Annotated in this window: 23 protein-coding genes and 1 pseudogene; 16 read left to right on the top strand and 8 right to left on the bottom strand. The window is 67.9% G+C overall.

Going from position 1 to position 24,574, the window contains the following annotated elements:
• The first annotated feature begins 20 nt into the window (after positions 1–20).
• The 10 genes from C8P66_RS00630 (at position 21) to C8P66_RS00670 (ending at position 9,673) form a co-directional block, all read left to right on the top strand.
• Positions 21–1,007 carry a tripartite tricarboxylate transporter substrate binding protein gene (locus C8P66_RS00630; RefSeq protein WP_111396205.1) on the top strand — a complete coding sequence of 329 codons (987 nt, stop codon included), beginning with the start codon at positions 21–23 and terminating at the stop codon, positions 1,005–1,007.
• Positions 1,008–1,047: 40 nt separating this feature from the next.
• On the top strand, positions 1,048–1,629 hold the full coding sequence (locus tag C8P66_RS00635) for a cysteine hydrolase family protein (protein ID WP_111396206.1): 582 nt from the start codon (positions 1,048–1,050) through the stop codon (positions 1,627–1,629).
• Between the two features lie 160 nt (positions 1,630–1,789).
• Complete coding sequence (locus C8P66_RS00640; protein ID WP_111396207.1) at positions 1,790–3,382, top strand: ABC transporter substrate-binding protein; 1,593 nt, start codon at positions 1,790–1,792, stop codon at positions 3,380–3,382.
• A gap of 6 nt (positions 3,383–3,388) precedes the next feature.
• Positions 3,389–4,336, top strand: a complete 948-nt coding sequence (locus tag C8P66_RS00645; protein ID WP_111396208.1) for an ABC transporter permease — start codon at positions 3,389–3,391, stop codon at positions 4,334–4,336.
• A gap of 16 nt (positions 4,337–4,352) precedes the next feature.
• A complete protein-coding gene (locus tag C8P66_RS00650) occupies positions 4,353–5,252 on the top strand; it encodes an ABC transporter permease (RefSeq protein ID WP_111396209.1) in 900 nt (299 codons plus the stop codon).
• 7 nt (positions 5,253–5,259) lie between these two features.
• Positions 5,260–6,315, top strand: a complete 1,056-nt coding sequence (locus C8P66_RS00655) for an ABC transporter ATP-binding protein (protein WP_111396458.1) — start codon at positions 5,260–5,262, stop codon at positions 6,313–6,315.
• Between the two features lie 11 nt (positions 6,316–6,326).
• Complete coding sequence (locus tag C8P66_RS00660; protein WP_111396459.1) at positions 6,327–7,313, top strand: ABC transporter ATP-binding protein; 987 nt, start codon at positions 6,327–6,329, stop codon at positions 7,311–7,313.
• Positions 7,313–8,017 (top strand): isochorismatase family protein, encoded by a 705-nt coding sequence (locus tag C8P66_RS00665; RefSeq protein WP_111396210.1) that lies wholly within the window; start codon positions 7,313–7,315, stop codon positions 8,015–8,017. The genes C8P66_RS00660 and C8P66_RS00665 overlap by 1 nt, the downstream gene beginning before the upstream one ends.
• 31 nt (positions 8,018–8,048) lie before the next feature.
• A complete protein-coding gene (locus C8P66_RS23430; protein WP_146422635.1) occupies positions 8,049–8,252 on the top strand; it encodes a hypothetical protein in 204 nt (67 codons plus the stop codon).
• Positions 8,249–9,673: an amidase gene (locus tag C8P66_RS00670; RefSeq protein ID WP_111396211.1), complete on the top strand. Its 1,425-nt coding sequence runs from the start codon at positions 8,249–8,251 to the stop codon at positions 9,671–9,673. The genes C8P66_RS23430 and C8P66_RS00670 overlap by 4 nt, the downstream gene beginning before the upstream one ends.
• Here the strand turns inward: C8P66_RS00670 and C8P66_RS00675 are convergent.
• Positions 9,665–10,990 (bottom strand): LLM class flavin-dependent oxidoreductase, encoded by a 1,326-nt coding sequence (locus C8P66_RS00675; RefSeq protein WP_111396212.1) that lies wholly within the window; start codon positions 10,988–10,990, stop codon positions 9,665–9,667. The two genes, C8P66_RS00670 and C8P66_RS00675, sit on opposite strands and share 9 nt — an antisense overlap.
• 132 nt (positions 10,991–11,122) lie before the next feature.
• On the opposite strand from C8P66_RS00675, the gene C8P66_RS00680 reads away from it, so the two are divergent.
• From C8P66_RS00680 to C8P66_RS00690, 3 genes are all read left to right on the top strand, one after another.
• Positions 11,123–12,478: an LLM class flavin-dependent oxidoreductase gene (locus tag C8P66_RS00680; RefSeq protein ID WP_111396213.1), complete on the top strand. Its 1,356-nt coding sequence runs from the start codon at positions 11,123–11,125 to the stop codon at positions 12,476–12,478.
• Between the two features lie 28 nt (positions 12,479–12,506).
• Positions 12,507–14,081, top strand: coding sequence for an ABC transporter substrate-binding protein (locus C8P66_RS00685; RefSeq protein WP_158537045.1), 1,575 nt, complete (start codon positions 12,507–12,509; stop codon positions 14,079–14,081).
• 91 nt (positions 14,082–14,172) lie between these two features.
• Positions 14,173–15,504: an LLM class flavin-dependent oxidoreductase gene (locus C8P66_RS00690; RefSeq protein ID WP_211313988.1), complete on the top strand. Its 1,332-nt coding sequence runs from the start codon at positions 14,173–14,175 to the stop codon at positions 15,502–15,504.
• Positions 15,505–15,544: 40 nt separating this feature from the next.
• Here C8P66_RS00690 and C8P66_RS23435 read toward each other — a convergent pair whose 3' ends face one another.
• The 4 genes and pseudogenes from C8P66_RS23435 to C8P66_RS00705 all read right to left on the bottom strand — a co-directional run bounded on the left by C8P66_RS23435 (position 15,545) and on the right by C8P66_RS00705 (position 18,386).
• Positions 15,545–16,102, bottom strand: a complete 558-nt coding sequence (locus C8P66_RS23435) for a hypothetical protein (RefSeq protein ID WP_146422636.1) — start codon at positions 16,100–16,102, stop codon at positions 15,545–15,547.
• Complete coding sequence (locus C8P66_RS00695; RefSeq protein WP_111396215.1) at positions 16,099–17,487, bottom strand: HD domain-containing protein; 1,389 nt, start codon at positions 17,485–17,487, stop codon at positions 16,099–16,101. The genes C8P66_RS23435 and C8P66_RS00695 overlap by 4 nt, the downstream gene beginning before the upstream one ends.
• Before the next feature lie 205 nt (positions 17,488–17,692).
• A pseudogene (locus C8P66_RS00700) lies at positions 17,693–18,011 on the bottom strand (haloacid dehalogenase); the annotation flags it as partial.
• A gap of 168 nt (positions 18,012–18,179) precedes the next feature.
• On the bottom strand, positions 18,180–18,386 hold the full coding sequence (locus C8P66_RS00705) for a heavy-metal-associated domain-containing protein (protein ID WP_158537046.1): 207 nt from the start codon (positions 18,384–18,386) through the stop codon (positions 18,180–18,182).
• 116 nt (positions 18,387–18,502) lie between these two features.
• Here C8P66_RS00705 and C8P66_RS00710 point away from each other — a divergent pair, with 116 nt between their 5' ends.
• The 3 genes from C8P66_RS00710 to msrP all read left to right on the top strand — a co-directional run bounded on the left by C8P66_RS00710 (position 18,503) and on the right by msrP (position 22,025).
• Positions 18,503–19,597, top strand: coding sequence for a glycosyltransferase (locus tag C8P66_RS00710; protein WP_111396461.1), 1,095 nt, complete (start codon positions 18,503–18,505; stop codon positions 19,595–19,597).
• On the top strand, positions 19,594–20,997 hold the full coding sequence (locus C8P66_RS00715) for a glycosyltransferase family 39 protein (RefSeq protein WP_245903138.1): 1,404 nt from the start codon (positions 19,594–19,596) through the stop codon (positions 20,995–20,997). The genes C8P66_RS00710 and C8P66_RS00715 overlap by 4 nt, the downstream gene beginning before the upstream one ends.
• A gap of 65 nt (positions 20,998–21,062) precedes the next feature.
• Complete coding sequence (msrP, locus tag C8P66_RS00720) at positions 21,063–22,025, top strand: protein-methionine-sulfoxide reductase catalytic subunit MsrP (protein WP_111396217.1); 963 nt, start codon at positions 21,063–21,065, stop codon at positions 22,023–22,025.
• A 19-nt stretch (positions 22,026–22,044) separates the two neighbouring features.
• Here msrP and C8P66_RS00725 read toward each other — a convergent pair whose 3' ends face one another.
• Genes C8P66_RS00725 through C8P66_RS00735 form a run of 3 tightly spaced genes read right to left on the bottom strand, consistent with a single transcriptional unit; the run spans position 22,045 to position 24,566 of the window.
• Entirely contained in the window at positions 22,045–22,626 is a 582-nt protein-coding gene (locus tag C8P66_RS00725; RefSeq protein ID WP_111396218.1) for a malonic semialdehyde reductase, read from the bottom strand.
• A gap of 6 nt (positions 22,627–22,632) precedes the next feature.
• Complete coding sequence (locus C8P66_RS00730; RefSeq protein WP_111396219.1) at positions 22,633–23,553, bottom strand: polysaccharide deacetylase family protein; 921 nt, start codon at positions 23,551–23,553, stop codon at positions 22,633–22,635.
• Positions 23,550–24,566, bottom strand: coding sequence for a ketopantoate reductase family protein (locus C8P66_RS00735; protein WP_111396463.1), 1,017 nt, complete (start codon positions 24,564–24,566; stop codon positions 23,550–23,552). Before C8P66_RS00735 ends, C8P66_RS00730 begins: the two co-directional genes overlap by 4 nt.
• Between the last annotated feature and the right edge of the window lie 8 nt (positions 24,567–24,574).

Below are 24,574 nucleotides of genomic sequence, written 5' to 3' on the forward strand. Positions count from 1 at the left end.
CGAAAATCAGGAGGATCACCATGACCGGATTCATATCGGCCAGGCTTGGGCGCCGTGGCGTGCTCTCGGCCGCACTCGCCGTCGCGGCGGGGGAGGCCACGGCACAGGCCGCGCCCTGGTCGCCCAGCCGCCCGGTGCGGCTGGTCGTCGCCTATCCGCCCGGCGGGCAGACGGATGTGCTGGCCCGCTGGGTCGCGCGCCAGTTGTCGGACCGCCTCGGCCAGACGGTGCTGGTGGAGAACCGCCCCGGCGCCAATGGCATCATCGGCTCGCGCTTCGTGGCCTCGGCCCCGCCCGATGGGCTGACCCTGATGCTGACCACGGCGGATACGCATTCGGTGAACCCCTATGTGTACCGCAACCTCTCCTACAAGCCGGAGACCTTCGTGCCGGTCGCGGCGGTGGCGCGGCTGATCTTCTCCCTGGTCACGCGGCCTGGCCTTGCGGCCACCAGCGCGCAGGGCTTCGTGGCGCTGGCCAAGGCGGCGCCGCAGCCGCTCACCTTCGCCTCCTGGGGGGTCGCCAGCACCTCGCAGGTGATGATGGAGAGCTTCAAGGCGGAGACGGGGCTGGAGATGGTGCATGTGCCCTTCCAGGGTGCGGCCCCCGCGGTCTCGGCCATGCTGGCCGACCAGGTGGATTGCATGATGCTGCCGGTCGGCGTGGCCCTGAGCCAGGGCGGGCGGCTGAAGATCCTCGGCATCGCCTCGACCGCGCGCTTCTCCGCGGCCCCCAATGTGCCGACCCTGCGGGAGCAGGGGATCAACCTCGCCGGCGACCTCTGGCTCGGCATTCTGGCGCCGCCGGGCACGCCGGACGCGATCGCCGATCGGATCGCGCAGGAGGTCGGGCAGGTCGTCGCGGCCCCCGAGGCCGCCGGCTTCTTCACCCCCAACGGGCTGGTCGCCGATACCGCCGACCGGCGCCGCTTCATCGCCTATCTGGTCGAGGAGGATGCCGCCTGGAAGCAGAGGGCAGGGCGCCTCGGCATCCGGCTGGATGAGTAGGCGTTTCGTTTCACAATAGCTTGCAAGGAGACCAGCACCCATGCGTTCCATCTACCTCGTGCTCGACATGGAAAACGACCTGGTCGCGGAGGATGGGCCCAGCGGCAAGGGCCCGCTCGGCCAGCAGGTGCGGGAGCGCGGCATCATTGCCCGCACCGCGACCGCCATCGCCAAGGCGCGCGCGGCCGGAGTGCCCATCGGCTTCGTGCGGGTGGGTTTCTCGCCCGACTACCGCGAATGCCCGACCACCTCGGCGATCTTCGGGGGCGCGAAACAGCATGGGCTGTTCAAGCTCGGGACGCGCGGGACGGAGGTGCATGCCGATCTCGCGCCGCAGCCCGGGGACTTCGACATCGTGAAGCATCGGGTCAGCCCCTTCTACGGCACCAGCCTGGAGCCGGTCCTGCGGGCGCATGGCATCGAGCGCATCTTCCTCTCCGGCGTCTCAACGGTCGCCGTGGTGCAGGGCACGGTGCGGGACGCGCATGACCGGGACTATGTCTGCGTCGTGCTGGAGGATTGCTGCGCCGCGGCGAGTGCCGTGGATCATGCGGCGGCGATCGCGGTGCTGCAGCGCTTCACCACCTTCACCACCTCGGAGGCTGTGGATTTCGCCGCCTGACGGCCGGGCCGCTGTTATCGCGCGGTTTGCTATTGTGAAGGGCCCGGTTGGCAGCATAGGCTTCCAACCGGTGCCTGCTCAGCGAACAGGCACCCACGGGGGAATATGACAGTCACTCCTTTTGTACTCAGCCGGCTTCCGCTGGCGAGAAGGAGTAGACATGACGAAACGATTTGCCTCCCTGTTCGGCGCCATTGCCGTACTGGCAGCACTTGCCCCGGCCCCAGTGGCGGCACAGCCCGAATCCGTCCTACGGGTCGCGATGACGGCGGGCGATATCCCGCTGACCGCCGGCATTCCCGACCAGGGCTTCGAGGGGTGGCGTTTCGTCGGCTACAGCCTCTATGACGCGCTGGTGTCCTGGGACCTGTCGCGTAGCGATGTCGCCGCCGACATCAAGCCGGGGCTGGCGACCGGCTGGCACGTCGACCCGGCCAACAGCCGCCGCTGGATCTTCGAGCTGCGCCATGGCGTGAAGTTCCACGACGGCTCGCCCTTCACCGCCGCTGATGTCGTCTGGAACTTCGACCGCTTCACCAAGGAAAGCGCGCCGCAGTTCAATGCGCGGCAATTCGCCTTCGCCCGCGGTTACCTCGGCAGCTTCGAATCGATCGAGGCGGTGGATGAGTTCACCATCGCCATCACGACCAAGCAGCCGGACAGCCTGCTGCCCTACAACATGAGCTTCCTGATGCTCGTCAGCCCGCGGCGTTCGGCCGAGGTCGGCAATGATGCCGATGCCTTCGCCCGCAACCCCTCGGGCACCGGGCCCTATCGCTTCTCGCGCATGGTGCCCGGCGAGCGGCTGGAGCTGGTGAAGAACACGGAATATTGGGACACGGCGCGCATCCCGCATCATGACCGGCTGGTGCTGCTGCCGATGCCGGAAGCCTCGACCCGCACGGCGGCGCTGCTCTCCGGCCAAGTGGATTGGATCGAGGCGCCGGCGCCCGACGCGATCCCCCGTCTGCGCTCCTCGCGCATGCAGATCGTGACCAACGCCTATCCGCACAACTGGGCCTACCAGCTCAACTTCGTCGATGGGCCCTTCCGTGACGTTCGGGTGCGGCGTGCGGCGAATTACGCGCTGAACCGCCCCGACTTCAAGGAACTGCTCGGCGGCGTGGCGCTGGAGGCCTATGCCAACCTGCCGCCCTCGACCCCGTATTATGGCCATCCGGTGCGCTATGAGTTCGATCCCGCCCGGGCCCGCGCGTTGCTGACAGAGGCGGGCTGCCTGCCGTGCAAGATCACGCTGGCGATCTCCACCTCCGGCTCCGGCCAGATGCAGCCGCTGCCGATGAACGAGCTGGTGAAGTCCCAGCTTGAGGCCGCCGGCTTCGAGGTCACGCTGGACGTCATGGACTGGAACGCGCTGCTCCAGGTCGGCCGCGACGGGCGGGAGAAGCACCAGAACGTGGACGGGCTGAACATCAGCCGTTCGCTGCAGGATCCGTTCAACGGCATGATGCGCTTCGTCTGGACGCAGCAATTCGCGCCGCGCGGATCCAACTGGGGTCATTACCGCAGCGAGGAGATGGATGCGCTGATCAACCGGGCGCTGGCCACCTTCGAGCCCGCGCCGCGCCTCGCGCTGCTGACGCAGATCCACGAGAAGATGAGCGAGGAGGCCGTCATGCTCTGGGTCGTGCACGACCTGAACCCGCGCGCCATGTCCCCCCGCGTGCGCGGCTTCGTGCAGGCACAGAGCTGGTTCCAGGACCTGACGCCGATCACCATGGCGCCGCGCTGAGCCCATATGTTCAGCTATATTCTGCGTCGGCTGCTCGCCGCGATCCCGATCGCGCTGGGCGTCTCCATGGTCTGTTTCGCCCTGGTCTATCTCGCCCCGGGCGATCCCATTCAGACCTTGCTGCCACCGGATGCCGATGCGGAAACGGTTGACCGCCTGAAACGCCTCTACGGGTTGGACCGGCCCTTGCCGATCCAATATTTGTCCTGGCTGGCGCGGGTGGCGGTGGGCGATTTCGGTCGCTCCATCGCCACCGGCCGGCCGGTGGCGGAGGAGATCAGGCGCTCGCTCGGCAATACGGTGTTGCTGGCGAGCGTGTCGGTGCTGATCGCCTTCAGCATCGCCTTCGTCATGGGCACCATCGCCGGGCGGCGGGCGGGAAGCTGGATCGACCGCATCGTCACCGGCATCGCCGTGCTTGGCGTGTCGCTGCCGAATTATTGGCTCGGCATCGTGCTGGTCATCATCTTCGCCGTGGAGTTGATGGCGCTGCCGGCTTCGGGCATGGCCGGCGAACGCTTCGATCCCACCAGTTGGGAGCATCTGCAATTCCTGGTGCTGCCGGTCTTCACCCTCTCCATGATCCCGGTCGGCATCATCGCCCGCACCACCCGCTCGGCGGTGTCGGAGGTGATGAACCAGGAGTTCATCGTCACCCTGCGCGCCAATGGCCTGCCGGAATGGCGGGTGCTGCGGCATGCGCTGAAGAATGCGCTGCCGCCGGTGCTGGCGGTGATGGGGCTGCAATTCGGCACGCTCATGGGCGGCTCGATCCTGGTCGAGACGGTCTTCGCCTGGCCGGGCAGCGGCTATTTGCTGAGCAAGGCGATCCTGACCCGCGACATTCCGGTGCTGCAGGGCACGATCCTCGTGCTCGCGCTGATCTTCGTCGCCACCAACCTCATCGTGGATCTGTTCCAATCCACGCTCGACCCGCGCATCCGACGCGGCTGAAAGGGGAGGCCACTGCATGTCCACCGCGATCAGCGACACCACCCCTCCCGCCCTCGCCGAACTCGCCGGCCCCGCGCAGCGCGGCTACTGGGGCACGGTCGGCTACCGCCTGCGCTACGATCCCGTCACGCTGTTCTTCATCACGATCCTGGTGCTGGTCATCCTGGCGGCGATCTTCTCACCCTGGCTGGCCCCGAACGATCCTTACCAGGAAAGCATCATCCGGCGGCTGAAGCCGCCCGGCTACCGCGGCCATATCCTTGGCACGGATGAGCTGGGGCGGGACATGCTGTCGCGGCTGCTCTATGGCGGGCGCATCACCTTGACCATGGGCATCCTGCCGGTGCTGGTCGCGACGCTGATCGGCGGCGGGCTCGGCGTCATCGCGGGCTTCGCCGGCGGCTTCGTGAATGCGCTGATCATGCGCATCATGGACGTGTTCTACGCCTTCCCCTCGGTGCTGCTGGCGGTCGCCATCTCGGGCGCGATGGGGGGTGGCGCGGTCAATGGCATGATCGCGCTGACCCTCGTCTTCATCCCACCGCTCTGCCGTGTCGCGGAGACGGCGACGACGCAGGTGCGCAACCTCGACTTCGTCGATGCCGCAAGGGCAACCGGCGCGCCGGTGCGGCTCGTGCTCTGGCACCATGTGCTGGGCAATGTGCTGGGGCCGGTGCTGATCTATGCCTCCAGCCTGATCTCGGTCGGCATCATCCTGGCCTCCGGCCTGTCCTTCCTCGGCCTCGGCGTGAAGCCGCCGGAGCCGGATTGGGGGCTGATGCTGAACGCGCTGCGGCAGGCGATCTATGTCAGCCCCCTGGCGGCGGCGATGCCGGGGATCGCGATCCTCATCACCTCGGTCAGCATGAACATGGCCAGCGACGGCCTGCGCGCCGCCATGGATGTACGGAGCTGAGATGGCCATGACCTCCTTTGCCGCCGATGCGGCCGATGAGCGCGACCGCGGCGGCCCGCAGCAGCCGCTGCTGACCGTCACCGATCTGCGCAAGTACTTCCCCATCCGTGGTGGCGTCCTCGGCCGCACCGTGGCGCATGTCCGCGCGGTGGATGGCGTGTCCTTCACCGTCCGCAAAGGCGAGACGCTCGGCATCGTCGGCGAATCCGGCTGCGGCAAATCGACCGTGGCGCGGCTGCTGATGCGGCTGGTCGATCCCGATGCCGGGGAGCAGGTCTTCGATGGCGAGGCCGTTGGTGAGCAGGGCGGCATCAGCGTCGCGCAGATGCGCCGCCAGGTGCAGATGGTGTTCCAGGATTCCGCCTCCTCGTTGAATCCGCGCATGCCGGTGCAGAACTCGATCGCCTTCGGCCCCGTTGCCTTCGGCGCCAGGCGCGCCGATGCCGTGGCGATGGCGCGGGAGCTGCTGACCAAGGTCGGCCTCAACCCGGTGCTGTTCGGCGGGCGCTATCCGCATGAGCTGTCGGGCGGCCAGAAGCAGCGCATCAACATCGCCCGCGCGCTCGCGCTGAAACCGCGCATGATCATCCTGGATGAGGCCGTCTCCGCGCTCGACAAAAGCGTTGAGGCGCAGGTGCTGAATCTGCTCCAGGCGCTGAAGCGGGAGCTGAACCTCACTTACGTCTTCATCAGCCATGACCTCGGCGTGGTGCGCTGGATCAGCGACCGGGTGATGGTGATGTACCTCGGCGAGGTGGTGGAGATCGGCCCGGCCGATGCCATCTACACCGGGCCGAAGCACCCCTATACCCGTGCGCTGCTGGCCTCCCGCCCGGCGCTCGACCCGGACCAGCGGCGGGAGGAGGCGCCGGTCAGCGGCGATCCGCCCAATCCGGTGAACCCACCCTCCGGCTGCCGCTTCCACACCCGCTGCCCGCATGCCGAGCCGGTGTGCAGCGCCCGGGCGCCGAGCCTGGGCGATGCGACGGGCTTCGGCCATCTCGCGGCCTGCCATATGCAGGATGCGGGATCGGGGCACACCGCCGCCTCGGTGCTGCAATGATGGAGCGCGCGATGACCGCCCCCCTCGTCGAGGTCGAGAACCTCTCCGTCAACTTCGTCACCCGCGAAAGCAATGTCACCGCCGTGAACGGCGTCAGCTTCACCATGATGCCGGGTGAGGTGATGTGCATGCTGGGCGAAAGCGGCTCCGGCAAGAGCGTCACCATGCGCGCGCTGATGCGGCTGCTGCCGGAGAAGCGCAGCGTCATCACCGGCGGCATCCGCATCGCCGGGCAGGATGTGCAGGCGATGAACGACCGTGCGCTGCGGCAGATGCGCGGCGCCACGGTGTCGATGATCTTCCAGGAACCGATGACCGCCTTCGATCCGGTGGTCCGCGTCGGCGACCAGATCGCCGAGGTCGTCGCCCTGCATCGCGGCGTCAGCCACAAGGCGGGGCGCCGGCGCGCGCTCGACTTGTTCGATCTCGTGCGCATCCCCTCGGCCGAGCGGCGGCTGGATGCCTATCCGCATGAGCTCTCGGGCGGGTTGCGGCAGCGCGCGATGATCGCGCTCGCCTTGTCCTGCGAGCCCAAGCTGCTGCTGGCCGACGAGCCCACCACGGCACTGGATGCGACGGTGCAGATCCAGGTGCTGATCCTGCTGCGGAAACTGCAGCAGGAGATGGGGATGTCGGTGATTTTCGTGACGCATGACCTCGGCGTCGCCGCTGAGATCGCAGACCGGGTCGCGGTGATGTATGCCGGCCGCATCGTCGAGACCGGCCCGGTGCGGGATCTGCTGCGCACGCCGCTGCATCCCTATACCGCCGGGCTGCTCGCCTCCACCGTGCATGACCAGCCGCGCGACCGTGACCTCGAAACCATCCCCGGCGCGCCACCGGACATGCGCCGGCTGCCGCCGGGTTGCAGCTTCGCGCCGCGGTGTCCCAAAGTGGGCGGCGACTGCCTGCTGACCGTCCCGCCGCCGGTCAGCCCCGCGCCCGGGCGCGTTGCCCGTTGCCTGCGGGTGCCGGCGGCCCAACCGGAGTTCGCCTGATGCAGCACCAGCTCAGCATTCCCGACAGCGTGATCCAGCGGGTCGTGGCCCGCTGCGGCACACCGCATCCCTTCGCCATGCTGGACCCGGTCCGCACCGCGTTGCTCGTGATCGACATGCAGAACGGCTACATGCGCGCCGATGTCAGCCATTCCTGCGTGCCGACGGCGCCGGGCATCGTGCCGGCGATCAACCGCCTGGCCGCGAGCCTGCGCGGGGCCGGGGGCGCGGTGTTCTGGGTGCAGAATGCCACCGACGAGCGGTCGCGTGAGGAATGGTCGGTGCTGGAGGAGCAGGCGAGCCCCGCCCGCCGCGCCGCGCGCATCCGCTCGGTCTCGCCCGGCACCAAGGGGCATGAGTTCTGGCCCGATCTCGACATCCGCGAGGAAGACACGATCGTCGCGAAGTTCCGTTACAGCGCCTTCATCGCCGGTGCTTCCGACATCGAGGCGCGGCTGCGGGCGAGGGGGCTGGACACCGTGCTGATCGCGGGCACGCTGACCAATGTCTGCTGCGAATCCTCGGCGCGCGACGCGATGATGCTGAATTTTCGGACCATCATGGTCTCCGATGCCAATGCGGCGATGACGGATGCGGAGCACAATGCGTCGCTGATCAACTTCTATTTGTCCTTCGGCGATGTGCTGACCGTGGCGGAGGTCGAGGCCGGCCTTACCTCCATCGCGCAGCGGGATGTCGCCTGAACCACCGCTTTGCCTGCAACGGGAAACGACCATGACTGAAGAGCGTGACGCTGAACTCGACATGGTGCTGAAACGCGCCGGCCTGACCCTGCCGCCCAACCGCTATGCCGGCATCCTCGCGACCTATCGCGACCTGCAGGCGATGCTGCCGGTGCTGCGCGGTCCCCGCACCGCGGCGGCCGAACCGGCCGGGACCTATGTGCTGGAGACGATCACGCGGGAGATCGCGCCGTGAGCGGCTTGGAAGACCTTCCGATCGCCGAGGCGGGCAAGCGCCTGCGCGACGGCAGCCTCACCGCGACGGCGCTGGCGCGGAGCAGCCTGGACCGTATCGCCGAGCTCGATGGGGCGCTGCACAGCTTCGTGCTGCTCACCGCCGATCGTGCGCTGGCCGATGCGGCGCGGGCCGATGCGGAGCTTGCGGCCGGCACCGATCGCGGGCCGATGCATGGCATCCCCTATGCGCTCAAGGACATCTACGACACCGGCGGCATCCGCACGACCTGCCATTCTAAGGTGCTGATCGACAACATCCCCGCCGAGGATTGCGTCGTCGGGCGCAAGCTCGCGGCCGGTGGCGGCGTGCTGCTGGGCAAGCTCGCGACGCATGAATTCGCCCTCGGCGGGCCGAGCTTCGACCTGCCCTTCCCGCCGGCGCGCAACCCGTGGAACCTCGACCACGTGACCGGCGGCTCCTCCTCCGGTTCCGGCGCCTCGGTCGCGGCGCGGCTGGTGCGGACGGCGATGGGCTCGGACACCGGCGGCTCCATCCGCGGGCCCGCGGCCTATTGCGGCATCGTGGGGCTGAAGCCGACTTACGGGCTGGTCAGCCGGCGCGGGGTGTTCCCGCTGTCCTATACCCTTGACCATTGCGGCCCGCTCTCGGCCAGCGTCGAGGATGCGGCGATCACCACCCAGGTCATCGCCGGCTATGATTCCGCCGATCCCGCCAGCGCCAACCGTCCGGTGCCCGACCTGCTGACCGGCTTGCAGGGGGGCGTGAAGGGCCTGCGCATCGGCCTGCCGCGCAAGCTCTGGCAGGGGGCGGAGGGGCTGACGCCCGAGACCGAAGCCGCGCTGGAGCGTCTGGCGAAGGACCTCGCCGCGGCCGGCGCCATCGTCGAGGAGGTGCTGCTCCCCGACTACCAGCTGTTCAACGCCTGTGGCCGCGTCATCCTCCTCTCGGAGGCCTTCGCGATCCATGAGAAGACCATGCGCGAGCGGCCGCAGGACTACGGCGAGCTGTTCTTCATGCGTGTCGCCGTCGCGGCCTCGATCTCCGCCGCCGATTACATGCAGGCGCAGCGGCTGCGGCGGGAGCTGTCGGTCGCGGTCAACCGGGTCGCGCTACAGAAATACGACCTGCTGCTGACCGCCTGCGCCCTCGGCCCGGCACCCGCCTTCGCGGACTTCCCCTCGGACCGTCCAGGGCCGATGGCGATCCAGAGCATGCCCTTCAACGTCACCGGCAACCCCGCGCTGTCGATGCCGGCGGGGCTGAGCCCCGAGGGCCTGCCGCTCTCGGTGCAGCTGGTCGCGCGCCCCTTCGAGGAAGCGCTGCTGCTGCGTGCCGGCCGGGCGGTGGAGCTTATCACCGCCGGCTGGGGCTACGCGCAGCGCCCCGCCGATCCGACCCCGGCGCTCGTCTCAGCCTGAGGCCGCGGGCGGGAACAGCCGGTTCGCCGGCCGTTCCAGCCCGAGGTGCTCGCGCAGGGTCGTGCCGGTGTAGTCGCGCCGGAACAGCCCGCGCTCCTGCAGGATCGGCACCACCTGATCGACGAAATCATCGAAGCCACCAGGGAAGTAGGGCGGCAGGATGTTGAAGCCATCCGCCGCCTCGGCACGGAACCACTCCTCCAGCGTGTCGGCGATGGCGACCGGCGTGCCGCAGATCACCCAATGCCCGCGCGCGGCACCGGTCAGGTTGAGCAGGTCGCGCCAGGTCATGTTCTCGCGCTTGGCCTTGGCCAGCATGGCGCGGGCGAAGCCATGCGAGGTATCGGGCAAGGGCAGATCCGGCACGAGATCATCCGGCGGAAAGCCCGAGACATCGATGCCGAGCCGGTTGGCCAGCATCGAATGCGCATTGCCGCCCGTCACGAAGCTCTGCAAGGTATTGAGCTTCTCCCGCGCCTCGGCATCCGTGGCACCGATCACCGGCATCACCCCGGGCAGCACCGCGATGTCGCTGTCCTTGCGGCCATAGCCCGGCAGCCGGTCCTTCAGCGCGCGATAGGCGAGCTTGGCTTCCTCAAGATCCTGCACCACGGAGAAGACGACATCCGCCGTCCGCGCCGCCAGCGCGAGGCCGACATCGGAACTGCCGGCCTGGAGGATGATCGGCTGCCCCTGCGGCGTGCGGCCGATGTTCAGCGGCCCCTTCACCTTGAAGAAGCGGCCCTCGTGGTCGAGGCTGCGCACCTTGCTGCCGTCGATATACTGGCCGGTCTCGCGGTCGGCGAGGATCGCGCCATCGTCCCAGCAATCCCATAGCCCGCGGACCACATCGACGAACTCCTCCGCGACCTCGTAGCGCGCATCATGCCGGGGATGTTCGCGGCCGAAATTCGCCGCGGCCTTGGCGCCCGAACTGGTGACGGCATTCCACGCCGCCCGCCCGCCGCTCAGATGGTCGAGCGAGGCGAAGGCGCGGGCGACCAGGAAGGGCTCGCCATAGGTGGTCGAGGAGGTGGCGCCGAGCCCGACATGCGTCGTGGTCGCGGCCAGGGCCGCGAGCATGGTCAGTGGCTCGAACCGCACGGTGAAGGAGGGGTGGTCGTTCACCCCCGCGACCAGGCTGTCGCCGAGGAACAGCAGGTCGAATTTTCCGCGCTCGGCGGTGCGGGCTATTTCCTGGATGACGGGCAGGCTCTGGAAACTGTCGGCGGCGCCAGGGTAGCGCCAGCCGGCGATATGATTCCCGGTGCCAAGGACGAAGACGCCAAGGTGCATCTGTCGGTCCTGCATAGGCATGAACTGCTCTCCCAGAGAACTGCTGCCCAAACTCTGGGCATGGATGGTGGGCCGCGGCAAGAAACCCCGCCGCGATCCCGTTGTGAGCCAAACCCCATGCTGGTTCCATGCCACGCGAAGAGGAGAGCAGCGATGACCCCGCATCCGCGCCAGATCCGGCTCGGCGTTTCGATGATCGGCATGGGCTATCATCTCGCCGCCTGGCGCCATCCGGAGGCCTCGGCCGGCGGCAATATGGAGCTCGCGCATTTCGTGCGCGTCGCCCAGGCGGCGGAACGCGGGCTGTTCGACATGGCCTTCCTGGCCGATGGCGTCGGCATCCGCTTCCATGACGAACCGCCGGGCGCGCTTTGCCGCACCTCCAAGAATGTGCAGTTCGAGCCGCTGACCCTGCTTTCGGCCCTGGCGATGGTGACCGAGCGGGTCGGGCTCGTGGCGACGGCCTCGACGACCTACAACGAGCCCTACCATGTCGCCCGCAAATTCGCCTCGCTGGATCATCTGAGCGGCGGGCGGGCGGGCTGGAACGTCGTGACCTCGGTGACGAACATGGAGGCCGCGAATTTCAACCTCGACGCCGCGCCGAGCTATGCCAGCCGCTACGAGCGCGCCGCCGAATTCGTCGAGGTGGTGCGTGGCCTCTGGGACAGTTGGGAGGATGATGCCTTCATCCGCGACAAGGCGAGCGGCATCAACTTCGACCAGGCCAAGCTCCATGTGCTGAACCACAAGGGCAAGCATTTCTCGGTGCGCGGGCCGCTGAACGTGGCGCGCACGCCGCAGGGGGCGCCGGTGATCGTGCAGGCCGGGGCCTCGGACGAGGGCCGCGAACTGGCCGCGGCCACCGCCGATGTCGTCTATGCCGCCGCCCAGACGCTGGAGGAGGCGCGGGCCTATTACGCCTCGGTCAAGGGCCGCATGGCGCGTTATGGCCGCGAGCCCGATGCGCTGAAGATCATGCCCGGCATCATGGCCATCCCGGGGGCGACACGGCAGGTGGCGCAGGACCGCTACGACATCCTGCAGGAGCTGGTGGAGCCCATCGTCGGCCTTGGCGCGCTCGCGGGCTCGCTCGGGGACCTCTCGGGCTTCGACCTCGACGGGCCGGTGCCGCCCCCGGTCAGCCAGCGCATGCTGAGCCGGGCGAAGATCTTCCTCGGCATGGCGGAGCGGGGCGGGTTGTCGATCCGTCAGCTCTACCTCGCCATCGCCGGCGGCAATGGGCACCGCATGGTCATCGGCACGCCCGCCGACATCGCCGATGCGATGGAGGAATGGTTTCTGGGCGAGGCCGCCGATGGCTTCAACATCCTCCCCCCCTGGCTGCCGGGCGGGCTGGAGGATGTCGTGGATCAGGTGGTCCCGGAATTGCAACGCCGGGGGCTCTACCGCACCGCTTATGCGGGCCGGACCCTGCGCGACCATCTCGGCATCGCGCCGCCCGACAACCGCCGGGCCGTGCTTGCGACCCTCCAGGCTGCCAAATAGGCGGTCACGACAGACAAGGATTACCCTCATGCGCGCTCTGCTGCTCGCCACCGCCGCCTGCCTTCTCGCGATGCCGATGGCGCGGGCGGAAAACCTGCGGATCGCGATGAAGGCGGCCGTGGACAGCTCCGATCCGCATCTGACCTTCACGCCCAACCGCAATGTGCAGTTGCATGTCTATGAGACGCTGTTGACCCAGGACGACCGGCTGATCGCGCGCCCGCAGCTGGCGGACTCCTGGCGCAGCCTCGATCCGCTGACCTGGGAGTTCAAGCTGCGGCCCGGGGTGAGGTTCCACGATGGCTCGCCGCTGACCGCCGCCGATGTCGCCTTCTCCATCCGCCGCGCCCAGAACGCCCCGGGCGCGCGCACCTATGCCGCGGCGGTGCGCAATGTCACCGAGATGACGGTGGTCGATGACCTCACCTTGATCGTGAAGACGCAGGTGCCGACGCCGTTGCAGCCGCACTTCCTGGTCGGCATCGCGATCCTGTCCGAACGTGCCGCGACCGATGCGACCGAGGCCGATTTCAACGGCGGCCGCGCCGCCATCGGCACCGGCCCCTATCGCTGGATCAAATGGACGCCGCAGCAGAATGTGGTGATCGAGCGCAGCGACACCTGGCGCGGCGCGCGCGAGCCCTGGGACCGGGTGACCTTCAGCTTCATCTCCAACGACAGCGCGCGGGTCGCGGCCCTGCTGTCCGACGATGTGGATGTGATCGACAGCGTGCCCTCCGGCCTGCATGCCCGCATCCGCGCCAGTGACGCGACGCAGCTGATCTCGGGCGATTCCATCTTCACCTACTACTTCTACCTCGACAGCATGAGCGCGCAGATCCCCAATGCGACCGATGCGGAGGGCCAGATCCTGCCGCAGAACCCGCTGCGGGACCTGCGCGTGCGGCAGGCGATGACCCATGCGATCAACCGCGTGGCGCTGGCCGAACGCGCGATGGAGGGCGGCGCCAGCCCGGCCGGGCAGATCGCGGCCGCGGGCTTCAGCGGCCATGACCCGAGCATCCCGGTGCCGAGCTACGACCCCGCGCTGTCCCGCCGCCTGCTGGCCGAGGCTGGCTATCCGCAGGGCTTCAACCTCACCATCCATTGCACGCTGGACCGCTTCGCCGGCGATGCGCGCTCCTGCCAGGCGATCGCGCAGATGCTGACGGTGGCCGGGATCAAGACCACGATCGAGGCGCTGCCGATGCCGGTCTATCTGCGCCGCAGCGCCAACCGGCTGCCCGATGGCGTGCCGGAACTCAGCGCGCATCTGGCGATGTTCGGCTCCTCCAGCGGGCTGGCCAGCGAGGCGATGACCGCGCTGGTCCGCACGCCGAATGCCGGCTCGGCCCAGGGCGGCTGGAACCGCACGCGCTACTCGAACCCGGAGTTGGACCGGCTGCTCTCGGTGGCCGACGCGACCTTCGACGACGCGGCGCGCGAGGTCGCGACGCAGCGTGCCGTGCGCTTCGTGGTGGAGAATGACGCGCTGTTGCCGGTCTTCTTCATGCGTGCCAGCTGGGGTGTGCGCAAGCCGCTGCGGCTGACCCCGCGCGGCGACCAGTACACGATGGCCACGGATATTCGCGCGGCCCCTTGAGGCGTGACCGCTTCGCGGTGACGCTCCAGGCTTCTATGTTTCGGGCAGTTTCCCTTCGATCTGAAGCGACACTGCTCCAAGGCGACGGACCATGATGCATCTTGCGGCTTTTCTGTTCACCCCCGGCAGCCATTCCGCCGGGTGGCGCCACCCCGATGCGATCGCCGAAAGCGACATGGACTTCGCCCAATATGTGCGGATCGCCCAGGCGGCGGAGCGGGGGAAGATGGACACCATCTTCTTCCAGGACACCGTGGCGGTGAATGGCAGTGCCGCGCTGGATGGCGTCAGCCAGTTCCGGCCCGGGCAGGGGCGCCAGGCCTATCTGGAGCCGACGACCCTGCTCGCGGCGTTGGCGGTGGTGACGCAGCGGATCGGGCTGATCGCGACGGCCACCACCACCTACAACGAGCCTTACAACATCGCCCGCCGCTTCGCCTCGATCGACCATATCAGCGGGGGGCGGGCGGGGTGGAACCTCGTCACCTCGCAGATCGAGGACGAGGCCGGCAATTTCGGCGCCGACCACCACATGCTGCACGCCGAGCGCTATGAGCGGGCGGAGGAATTCTACGACGTCGTCGCCTCGCTCTGGGACAGTTTCGGCGAGGGCGCGCTGATCCGCGACAAGGCCAGCGGCGTCTTCATCGACCCCTCGAAAATTCACTTCCAGAACCATCGCGGCAAGCATTTCTCGGTGCGGGGGCCGCTGAATGTCGGGCGCAGCCCGCAGGGGCGGCCGATCGTCACCCAGGCGGGATCCTCGGGGCCGGGGATGGAGCTGGCGGCGCGCACCGCCGATCTGGTCTTCACCGCGCAGAGCGACATCGCCGAAGCCAAGGCCTTCTATGCCGACCTCAAGGCGCGCGCCGCGCGGCACGGGCGCGACCCCGCGCATGTGAAGGTAATGCCGGGGCTGATGACCATCATCGGCCGCACGGAGGAGGAAGCGCAGCAGAAGTACCGCGACATGCAGGCGCTGCTCTCGGATGAGAATTCGATGCGGCTGCTGGCGCGGCTCTGCGGCGACCTCGATATCTTCGCCTATCCGCCCGATGCGCCGCTGCCACCGCTGCCGCTGAGCAATGCCGCCCAGGCCCGGCAGCGGCATCTGGTGGAGAAGGCGAAGCGGGACAATCTCTCGATCATCCAGACCGCGCGCTACCTCGGCACCTCGCTCGGCCACCACCTTCTGGTCGGCACGCCGCAGAGCATCGCCGATACCATGGAGGCCTGGATCAGTGAGGGGGCCTGCGACGGCTTCACCTTGCTCTCCGCGCATTACCCGGTGCCGCTGGAGGATTTCGTGGCGCTGGTGGTGCCGGAATTGCAGCGGCGCGGGTTGTTCCGCACCGAATACACCGGCACCACGCTGCGCGAGCATCTGGGGATACCGGTGCCGCCGAACCGCTATGAAGCGTAGGGACAGCCAAGTTGGCTGCGGTGAGTACCAATTTTTGGCCTCAAGTCGCGGGACGAATATCTGATAACGACAACATTACGAGAGGCTCTGGTAAAAGTCTCAGTTTTGTCAGCAATTCCACTGCTTTTTCTAGCCTACCGCCTTGAACCTTGACGCCTTTTCGCTTGGTGACTTCGCTTTTCCAATCGGAATATTTCTCGACACGCCACAGCCAGTCGATCGTCGCGGCCAGTTCGAGGACGGTCAGGTTAGTGTTTGCGAACAAGCGAGCCCATTCGCTGGCTTTCTCCTCACCTAGCTTGCCATAAGCCTCAGCCTTGGGCTTCGCCTTGTCCGTGAGCTTGTAAATGCTGTACGGCGCGCCGTCGCTCTGACGCCGACCAAAGTCCTCATTGATGAGGTCAAACGCCTTCGCATCGGCCGTCGCATTGTCCAGATCACGTGAGAATGGCCCATAATGGTGGTATTCATAGCGGAAGCCACTCTCGAACCCCAGTTGATCCAGCAAGTAGACCGCTTTCTGCAACCTCACCCGACCGGTCAGGCTGTTTCCAGCCGCTGCCACGACAGCAGCTACGATGTCTTCGCGCTCGCTCATGCTGTTTTTCCTTTCTGTTGACGCGCCAACTCACGGTCAGATTCGTTTTCAAAATAATATCGAGTGAATTTCTTTGGATGGCGCAGTTCGTTAATAATTTTGGAGATTTTTGTAATCTCGACCGGTCCTTCCTTAGCGTCGAGTATGTGCAATTTCTTATGGGCTCGTTCATCGTCGCCGCCGATCTGCGTGTAGATACTGACGGAAGCCCCTTCATCTTTGATGATCTGTTCGGCATCGAGTTTCGTTTTGAACGAATTGTCGATTCTCCGGGCTTCCCTATGTTGAAGGCCGTCATCGTAACCGAACGAGCCGATGTCGATCGACTTGTATAGTCGGCGGTCCAGCAGACGCCCTGCCAGATCGGCCACGGCTTGGTCCGGCGCTTGGCGCATATGCTGGATCGCCTCAGTGACAGCCACGTCGTCGAGCATCAGATAGTTTTCGAGCGTTGCGCCATCCTTGGCGAAGAATCGGATCAGCGGGTTCGTCTTATCCAGGCCCGTCTGCCTTACGGTCGCTGGCTTGATGGCGAAGCCCGCCACGCGTCGAAGCAACTTCGCGATCATCTGTTCGATGCAGCGCGTGGTCTTGTGGAAATAGACCTGCTCATGAAGCGTGTAACGCGCCAGCAGGAACTGTTCGGCGGCAGGAAGCGCCTTGGGGTCGAAACAGAAGGTTGGGATGCGCGCCTGATCGCCGCTGCCGCCAGGGTCGGCGGCCTCGATCTCGATGTCGCGGACGCGCACCTGTTCCATCAGCCAGTCGAAGTCGATGGCGCCGGCACCGGTTCCTGTCATCAACCGATCGCGACGGAGGTAGTCGAGGCGATCCGCGTCGAACGAGCTGGAGACGACCGCATGGTAGATATCGACGGGGTCTTCAGCCTCCAGCAGGTCGGCAACCGCGTCGCAGAAGCCGCCTGAGGGCCAATGCGCGTCGAGAAGGGGCCGGATTTTACCTGCTGGGTTGCGGATAACCTCCGCAGTCCATGTCTCATGGCGCTTGGCGACGTCGCGCGACTTCTGCACACCTTCGAATGTGTGGCTGAATGGGCCATGACCAAGATCGTGTAGCAAGGCGGCGATGACAGCCACCTCGGCTCGATCCGCGTCAATTTCCTGCCCTGCGGCCTTGAGTTCCCGCTCGATGATGCGAACCAGCGTTCGGGCGGTGTGGAACACACCGATGCAGTGGGCAAAGCGTGTATGGGTTGCGCTCGGGAAGACGAATTCCGACACGCCGAGCTGCCTGATCCGGCGCAGGCGCTGGAATTCCGGCGTATCGAGCAGCGCCCAGGCGAGCTGGTCCACCCGGTCATCTGCCCGGAAGACGATCAGGCCATGGACGGGGTCTCGGACGCGTTGGGTACGAGGCTCGCTCATGGGGGGAACATAACAGGAACTTTCCAGCTGGGACACACATCTGGCTCACGAATCGCGGTAGGGCGATCGTACCTCCTACAGCCACAACTGCATGCACTGGATGTTCGATCCCGTATTGCGATGGGCACCCTTCTCGCCAGCATGGAGGGATGCGCTATCGATTAATATCTTCACGGCAGCGCCACCACTCTCCGCGACTAAACATCTAATCCAGCTTGACCGTCCGCAGCCGCAGCGCATTGCCGACCACGCTGACCGAGGACAGCGCCATCGCCGCCGCCCCGATCACCGGCGAGAGCAGGATGCCGAAGATCGGATACAGCACCCCCGCCGCGACCGGCACGCCGATCGCGTCATAGGCGAAGGCGAAGAACAGGTTCTGGCGGATATTGCCCCATCACCGCGCGGGACAGGCGCCGCGCCCGCACGATGCCCATCAGTTCGCCGCCGAGCAGCGTGATGCCCGCGCTCTCGATCGCCACATCGGTGCCGCCGCCCATGGCGATGCCGCATTCGGCGCTCGATCACGCGCAGCTTGCCCTCGGGCAGCACCTCGGCTTCCTCAAATCCAGCGGCGGGGGTGATGGCATTCGGCCGGCATCTCGGGTTCCAGCGCCATGCCGCAGACCGGGTCCTTCACCATGGCGGGGGTATGACGGTGGGCGTGGCCCTGATGCGTCGCGCCGCGCGCCTCAGGCGGCGAGGCGCTCCGCCTCCCAGCCTGCCTCGCGCAGAGCCTGTTCAATCCGGGCCGCATCGGCCGTCGCCGGTGTGATCGAGGCTTCCTGGCGGTCCAGCGCGATATCGATCTGCGCGGCGGGGTCCACCTCGCGCAGGGTCGCGGTGACGCCCTTCACGCAGCCGCCGCAGGTCATGTTGGTAATCCGGTAACGCAGCATCGAAGTCTCCATTGTGGTCGTTCGGCGATCTTCATGGACCTTCCTATGATGGGAGGGTCAAGCGCCCTCTTCTCCACCCCTCGCGCTGCCGCCCCGCGCGGGCTATGCCGCGCGCCATGCGGCCCCCCTTGCCGGCAGAGCTTGCCGTCGTCATCCCCTGCTACAACGAGGCCGCGAACGTGGCCCCGCTGGTGGCCGCCCTGGATTCGGCACTGGTGGGGATCGCCTGGGAGGCGGTCTTCGTCGATGACGACAGCCCCGATGGCACCGCCGCCGAGGCCCGCCGCTTGGCCGCCGCCGACCCGCGCATCCGCGCCATCCGCCGCGTCGGGCGCCGGGGCCTGGCCTCGGCCTGCATCGAGGGCATGCTGGCGACCTCGGCCCCCTTCATCGCCGTGATCGACGGCGATCTGCAACATGATGAGGCGGCCCTGCCGGCCATGCTGGCGGCGGTGCGGGCGGGGGCGGATATCGCCATCGGCTCGCGCCATGTCGAAGGTGGCGCGGTGGGCGAGGGGCTGTCCGCGATCCGCGCCCGTGTGTCCGGCCTTGGCGGCTGGGCGGCGCGGCTGTTGCTGCCGGTGCCGGTCTCCGACCCCATGAGCGGCTTCTTCCTGCTGCGGCGGGAGGTGATCGAGGCCGCCGCCCCGCGCCTGACCGGGCGCGGCTTCAAGATCCTGCTGGATATCCTGCTCTCCTCCCGCAGGGTGCCGAAGGTCGCGGAAATTCCCTATGTCTTCCGTGCCCGCACCGCCGGGGAGAGCAAGCTGGATGCGCTGGTCCTGCTCGATTTCGCGGGGCTGCTGCTCGACAAATGGTTCGGCGGGCTGCTGCCGCTGCGCTTCATCGGCTTTGCCCTGGTCGGCGCCGTGGGCGTGCTGGTGCATCTGGCGGTGCTGAGCATGGCCGTCCGCACGCTGGATTTCGCGGCGGCGCAATGGGTGGCGACCTTGGTGGCGATGACGGCGAATTTCTGGCTGAACAACAGCCTGACCTATCGCAGCGTGCGGCTGCGCGGGCGGGCGCTGTGGCGCGGGCTTGTGCTGTTCTATCTGGTCTGCGGGCTGGGGGCGGTCGCCAATGTCGGCATTTCCTCGATGCTGTTGCAGGAGGGAAGGGCCGGCTGGCCACTCGCGGGCGCGGCGGGGGCGCTGCTGACCGGCGTGTGGAATTACGCGGTCTCCTCAACCCTGGTCTGGCGCGCGCGATGAACCCCTGGGGATGGGCGCTGCTGGCGCTGACCGCGGCACGGCTGGCCGCGACCGCGGTGCTGCCGCTGGCGCCGGACGAGGCCTATTACCGCATCTGGTCCCGCGCCCTGGCCTGGGGCTACCTTGACCACCCGCCGATGGTCGCGGCCTGGATCCGGGCGGGGACGCTGGTTTTCGGCGATACCGCCTTTGGCCTGCGCGTCATGGGGCCGGTCGGGCTGGGGCTGGCCTCGCTGGCGCTGTGGGATGCCGGGCGGCGGCTGTTCCCCGAACGGCCCGAGGCCGGGGTCTGGGCCGCGGCGCTGTTCAACACGACCTTGTTCGTCAATGCCGGGGCGGTGCTGGTCACGCCCGACACGCCGCAGATGGTGTTCTGGTGCCTCTCGCTCTGGGCGCTGGCGCGGCTCCACGCGTCGCAGGACGGGCGCTGGTGGCTGGCAGTCGGCGGTATGGCGGGGCTCACCTTGCTCTCGAAATACACCGCCGTGCTGCTGGGGGCGGGGATCGTCCTTTGGGTCGTGCTGGCGGCACGGCACTGGCTGCGGGACTGGCGGCTCTGGGTCGGGGGCCTGCTGGCGGTGGCGGTCTTCGCGCCGGTGATCGCCTGGAACGCGGCGCATGGCTGGGCCTCCTTCGCCAAGCAGGGCGGGCGGGCGGGCACCGAGGCCACGCATCCCGGCCTGCGCTTCGTCTGGGAATTGCTCGGCGGGCAGATCGGGCTGGCGACGCCGCTGGTCTTTCTGCTCTGCGTCGCCGGGGTGGCGGCGTTCCGGCGCCGGCCGGCGGGGGGGCTGCTGGCGGCGCTGGTGCTGCCGGGGGCGGCGCTGTTCCTGTGGCAGTCCTTCGGCAGCCGGGTGCAGGGCAACTGGCCGGCGATCCTCTACCCCGCCGCCTGCCTCGCGGCGGCGGGCTGCCTTGGGCCGGGCTGGGATCGCTGGCGGCGGCCGGCGGTGGGTCTCGGGCTCACCCTGGTCGTGCTCGGCTTCGTCCAGGCCGCCTGGGGGCCGCTGCCGCTGCCGCGCCGGCAGGACCCCTCGCTGGCCCGGCTCGGCGGCTGGCCGGGGTTCGTGGCCGAGGTCGAGGCGGCGCGCCGCGCCGGCGGCTACGGCTTCATTGCCGCGGAGGAATACGGCCTGGCCGGCGAACTCGCCTTTCTGCTGCCCGGCGTCCCCGTGGTCGCCATCTCCGACCGCTGGAAATTTTTCGACCTGGCCCCGCCACCTGCCGTAACCGGACTGCTGGTCCGCAGCGAAAGACGTGGAGAAGGTCCGCCGCTTTGGCCAGGGGCGGTCCCGGAGGGTGGTGTCACGCGTGCGCGCAACGGGATCGAGGCGGAGGCCTATCGCCTCTACCGGGTCACCCCGCGCGAGGGGATGCCGCCCGCCGCCTTGCTGCCTTGACCGGGCCGCGGGCGGCAGCACATGCCATCCAGGTCTGAGGCCAGGCCGGAACAAGGAGCACGCCCATGAACATCCGCATCCCCCGCGGTTGGGAAATCCCCGAGCGGCTCGCCACCTCCGAAAGCGTGGTGATGAACCGCCGCGCTCTGCTCGGCGCCTCGGCCATGCTGCTGCCCGGCGTTGCCGCCGCCCAAACCGCGAATGCCCAAACCGCGCCCAGCGACGGCCTCCCTGGCGCCCAGGCCGCGGCGCGCAACCCGCGCTACCGCGTCGATCGCGCCATCAACACCGAGCGCGAGGCGACGACCTACAACAACTACTACGAATTCGGCACCGACAAGGGGATCTGGCGCCCCGCCCAGCGCCTGGCGCAACGCCCCTGGCGGCTGAAGCTGGACGGGCTGGTGGCGCATGAGAAGACGCTGGATATCGACGATCTGCTGAAGCAGGTCAGCCTGGAGGAGCGGGTGCTGCGCTTCCGCTGCGTCGAGGCCTGGGCGATGACCGCGGTCTATACCGGCTTCCCTCTGTCCGAACTGCTGCGCATCGCCGAACCGGCCGCGGGCGCGAAATATGTGGTGTTCGAGACGGCGGCCGATCGCGCGGCCATGCCGGGCTTGCGGCAGTCCTGGTATCCCTGGCCCTACAAGGAAGGCTGCACCATCGAGGAAGCGGCCAATGAGATGGCCTTCGTCGTGACCGGCATGTACGGCAAGCCCTGCCCGCCGCAGAACGGCGGCCCGATCCGGGTGCTGTTCCCGTGGAAATACGGCTTCAAGGGCGGCAAGAGCCTGGTCCGCATCTCCTTCTCCGCCACCCGCCCGGTCTCCTACTGGGAGCAGATCCAGGGCTCGGAATACGGCTTCTGGGCGAACATCAACCCCGAGGTGCCGCATCCGCGCTGGAGCCAGGCGAGCGAGCGCCTGCTTGGCAGCGGGGACCGCGTGCCGACCAAGCTGTTCAACGGCTATGGCGAGTTTGTCGCCGACCTCTACACCGGATTGCAGCAGGAGCGGCTCTGGATCTGAGCCGCCCCCGCGCAGGCCGTCAGAGGATCTGGCAGGCCTCGTCGAAGTCGAGGCGCGGCAGCCGCTCCTTGACCCCGGCCGGGTCGCCATAGCCGAGGTTGCAGAGGAAGTTCGCCTTCCAGGTGGTGCCGGCCATGAAGGTCTCGTTCACCATCTCCACGTTGAAGCCGGACATGGCACCGACATCGATGCCGAGCGCGCGCGCCGCCAGCATCAGATAGGCGCCTTGCAGCGAGCCGTTGCGCATCGCCGTGGTCGCGGCGAAGGCGGCGTTGGAGGTGAACCAGGGCCGCGCATCGACATGCGGGAACAGCTTCGGCAGCTTCTCGTAGAAGGCCTCGTCCAGCGCCACGATCACCGTGACCGGGGCCGACATGGTCTTGGCGAGGTTGCCGGCCGAGAGCGCCGGCCGCAGCTTCTCCTTGGCCTCCGGCGTGGTCAGGAAGATCAGCCGCGCCGGCGAGCAATTCGCCGAGGTCGGACCCATCTTCATCAGGTCGTAGAGGTCGTGGAGCAGCGCCTCGGGCACCGGCTTGTCCTGCCACGCATTCTGGGTCCGCGCGGTGCGGAAGAGAGTGTCGAGGGCCGCGTCATCGAGCATGTGGGGTCATTCCTTGGAAGAGGTCGCCGCATTGGCCTTGCACCAGGCCGCCACCTCGGCATGGGTCGCGAACCAGCAGCCGCCTATCGCCTTCGCATGGGCGATGACCTTTTCCAACACCGGCATGCGGCTGCGATGGCCGATGTGATGCGGATGCATGGTCAGCAGGAACAGCCCGCCCTCGTCCCAGGCGCCATCCAGCTCGCCGATGAAGATCTCGGCGACCGCGGAAGGAGGGGTATAGGGGCGCAGGCCGCCGAAGCGATTCATGTTGAAATAGACCGCATCATCGCGGATCCATTCCGGCGGCAGCTCCACGATGCCGGTTGGCACGCCATCGGCGAGCAATTCATAGGCATCGTCATCGGCCATCAGGCTGCTGTCGTAGAGCAGCCCCATCTCGCGGATGATATCGAGCGTGCGCAGCGAGAAATCCCAGCTTGCCGTCCGCATCCCCACGGGGCGCTGGCCGGTCACCTTCTCCAGCGTGTCGGCGGCGCGGAAGGCGAGGTCGCGCTCGACCTCGTAGGGCAGGTTGGTGTTGCGCTCGTGGATCCAGGAGTGGATGCCGATCTCATGCCCTTCCTCGGCGACGCCGCGCGCCTCGCCCGGGTAGAGCAGCGCGGAGACGGCCGGGTAGAAGAAGGAGGCCTTCACCCCCTCGCGTTCCAGCAGCGCGCGGATGCGCGGCACGCCCTGGCGCGCGCCGTATTGGCCCTGGCTGATCCGCATCGGGCTTTCGTCGGAATCGCGCAGCGGGATGGTGTCGTGGTCGGCGTCGAAGGAGAGCGCCACGGCGCAGCGCGCCCCCCCCGGCCAATGCGTCGGCTTGAGGCTGCGCCCCGCGCGGGCGCGGCCGGTGATGCGGCGCCAGGTGGCTTCCGGCCACTCCCAGGGATTGCCGTCGGGGTGGGGGGCATCGGTCATGGCAGGACTCCGCAAAGGTCGTCGGCGAGGTCGGGGCCGATCGCGCGGCGCCCCGTTTCAATGTCATCCACCAACGCCACCAGCCGGTCGGCCAGCGGTGTGGTCAGGCCGAGCCTGCGCGCCGCCGCCCGCACCGGGGCAAGCTGTGCCGCGACATCGGTGCCGCGCTTGCGCACCGCGAGGTCGCGCCAGATGCCGCTGCGCGGCTTGGCCGAGGCGCGGTTCATCCGCTCCAGCGCCGCGAGGCAAGCGGTCATCGCCGCCGCATCGTCGCGCAGGAAGGCATCGGGATCGAAGCCGTCGAAGCCGATCGGCACCACCCCATCCGCCCGCGCCACCGCCAGGATCTCCTGCACCAAGGCGATGATCATCGCCCGCCGCGCCGGATCGGCGATGAACTCGGCGATGGTGTCATTGGTCAGCGCCGAGGCTTTCAGGATCGCGCCATAGCCGGCCTTGCCCCAGAGGTAGCCGAAGATGTTGTCGCTCAGCACCGCATCGGGCTCGAAGACACGCATCATCTCGTGCAGGGCCGTGATGCGCGGGGTCCGCACGCCATCCAGCTCGCCCACCACCACGGCGCCGCGCTTGGCGTAGTGCAGCCGCCCGGGCTCCAGGTAGTCGGCGTAGAAATTCACGAAGGCGCCGATGGTGCGGCCGCGTCCGACGATATCGGCGATGACCAGCTCGTTCAGCCCGTTCTGGCAGGAGACGACGGCGCCCTCCTCGGCCAGATGCGGCAGCAGCGCGCGGGTCGCGGCCTCGGTATGATGCGCCTTCACCGCCAGGATGATGAGCGGATGCCGGCCCGTGACCTCCTGCGGCAGCAACGCGGGGCCGCCGATGGTGAAGCTCGCGACCGGGCCTTCGATCCGCAGCCTGCCTTCGCGAATCGCGGCGACATGCTCGGGCACCACATCGACGAAGGTCACCTCCCTGCCGGCGCGGCGCAGGAAGGCGCCGATGATGCCGCCGATGGCGCCCGCGCCCCAGATCACGACCGGTGTCGACATCAATGCCT

Source organism: Humitalea rosea, assembly GCF_003253705.1.
GTDB lineage: Bacteria > Pseudomonadota > Alphaproteobacteria > Acetobacterales > Acetobacteraceae > Humitalea > Humitalea rosea.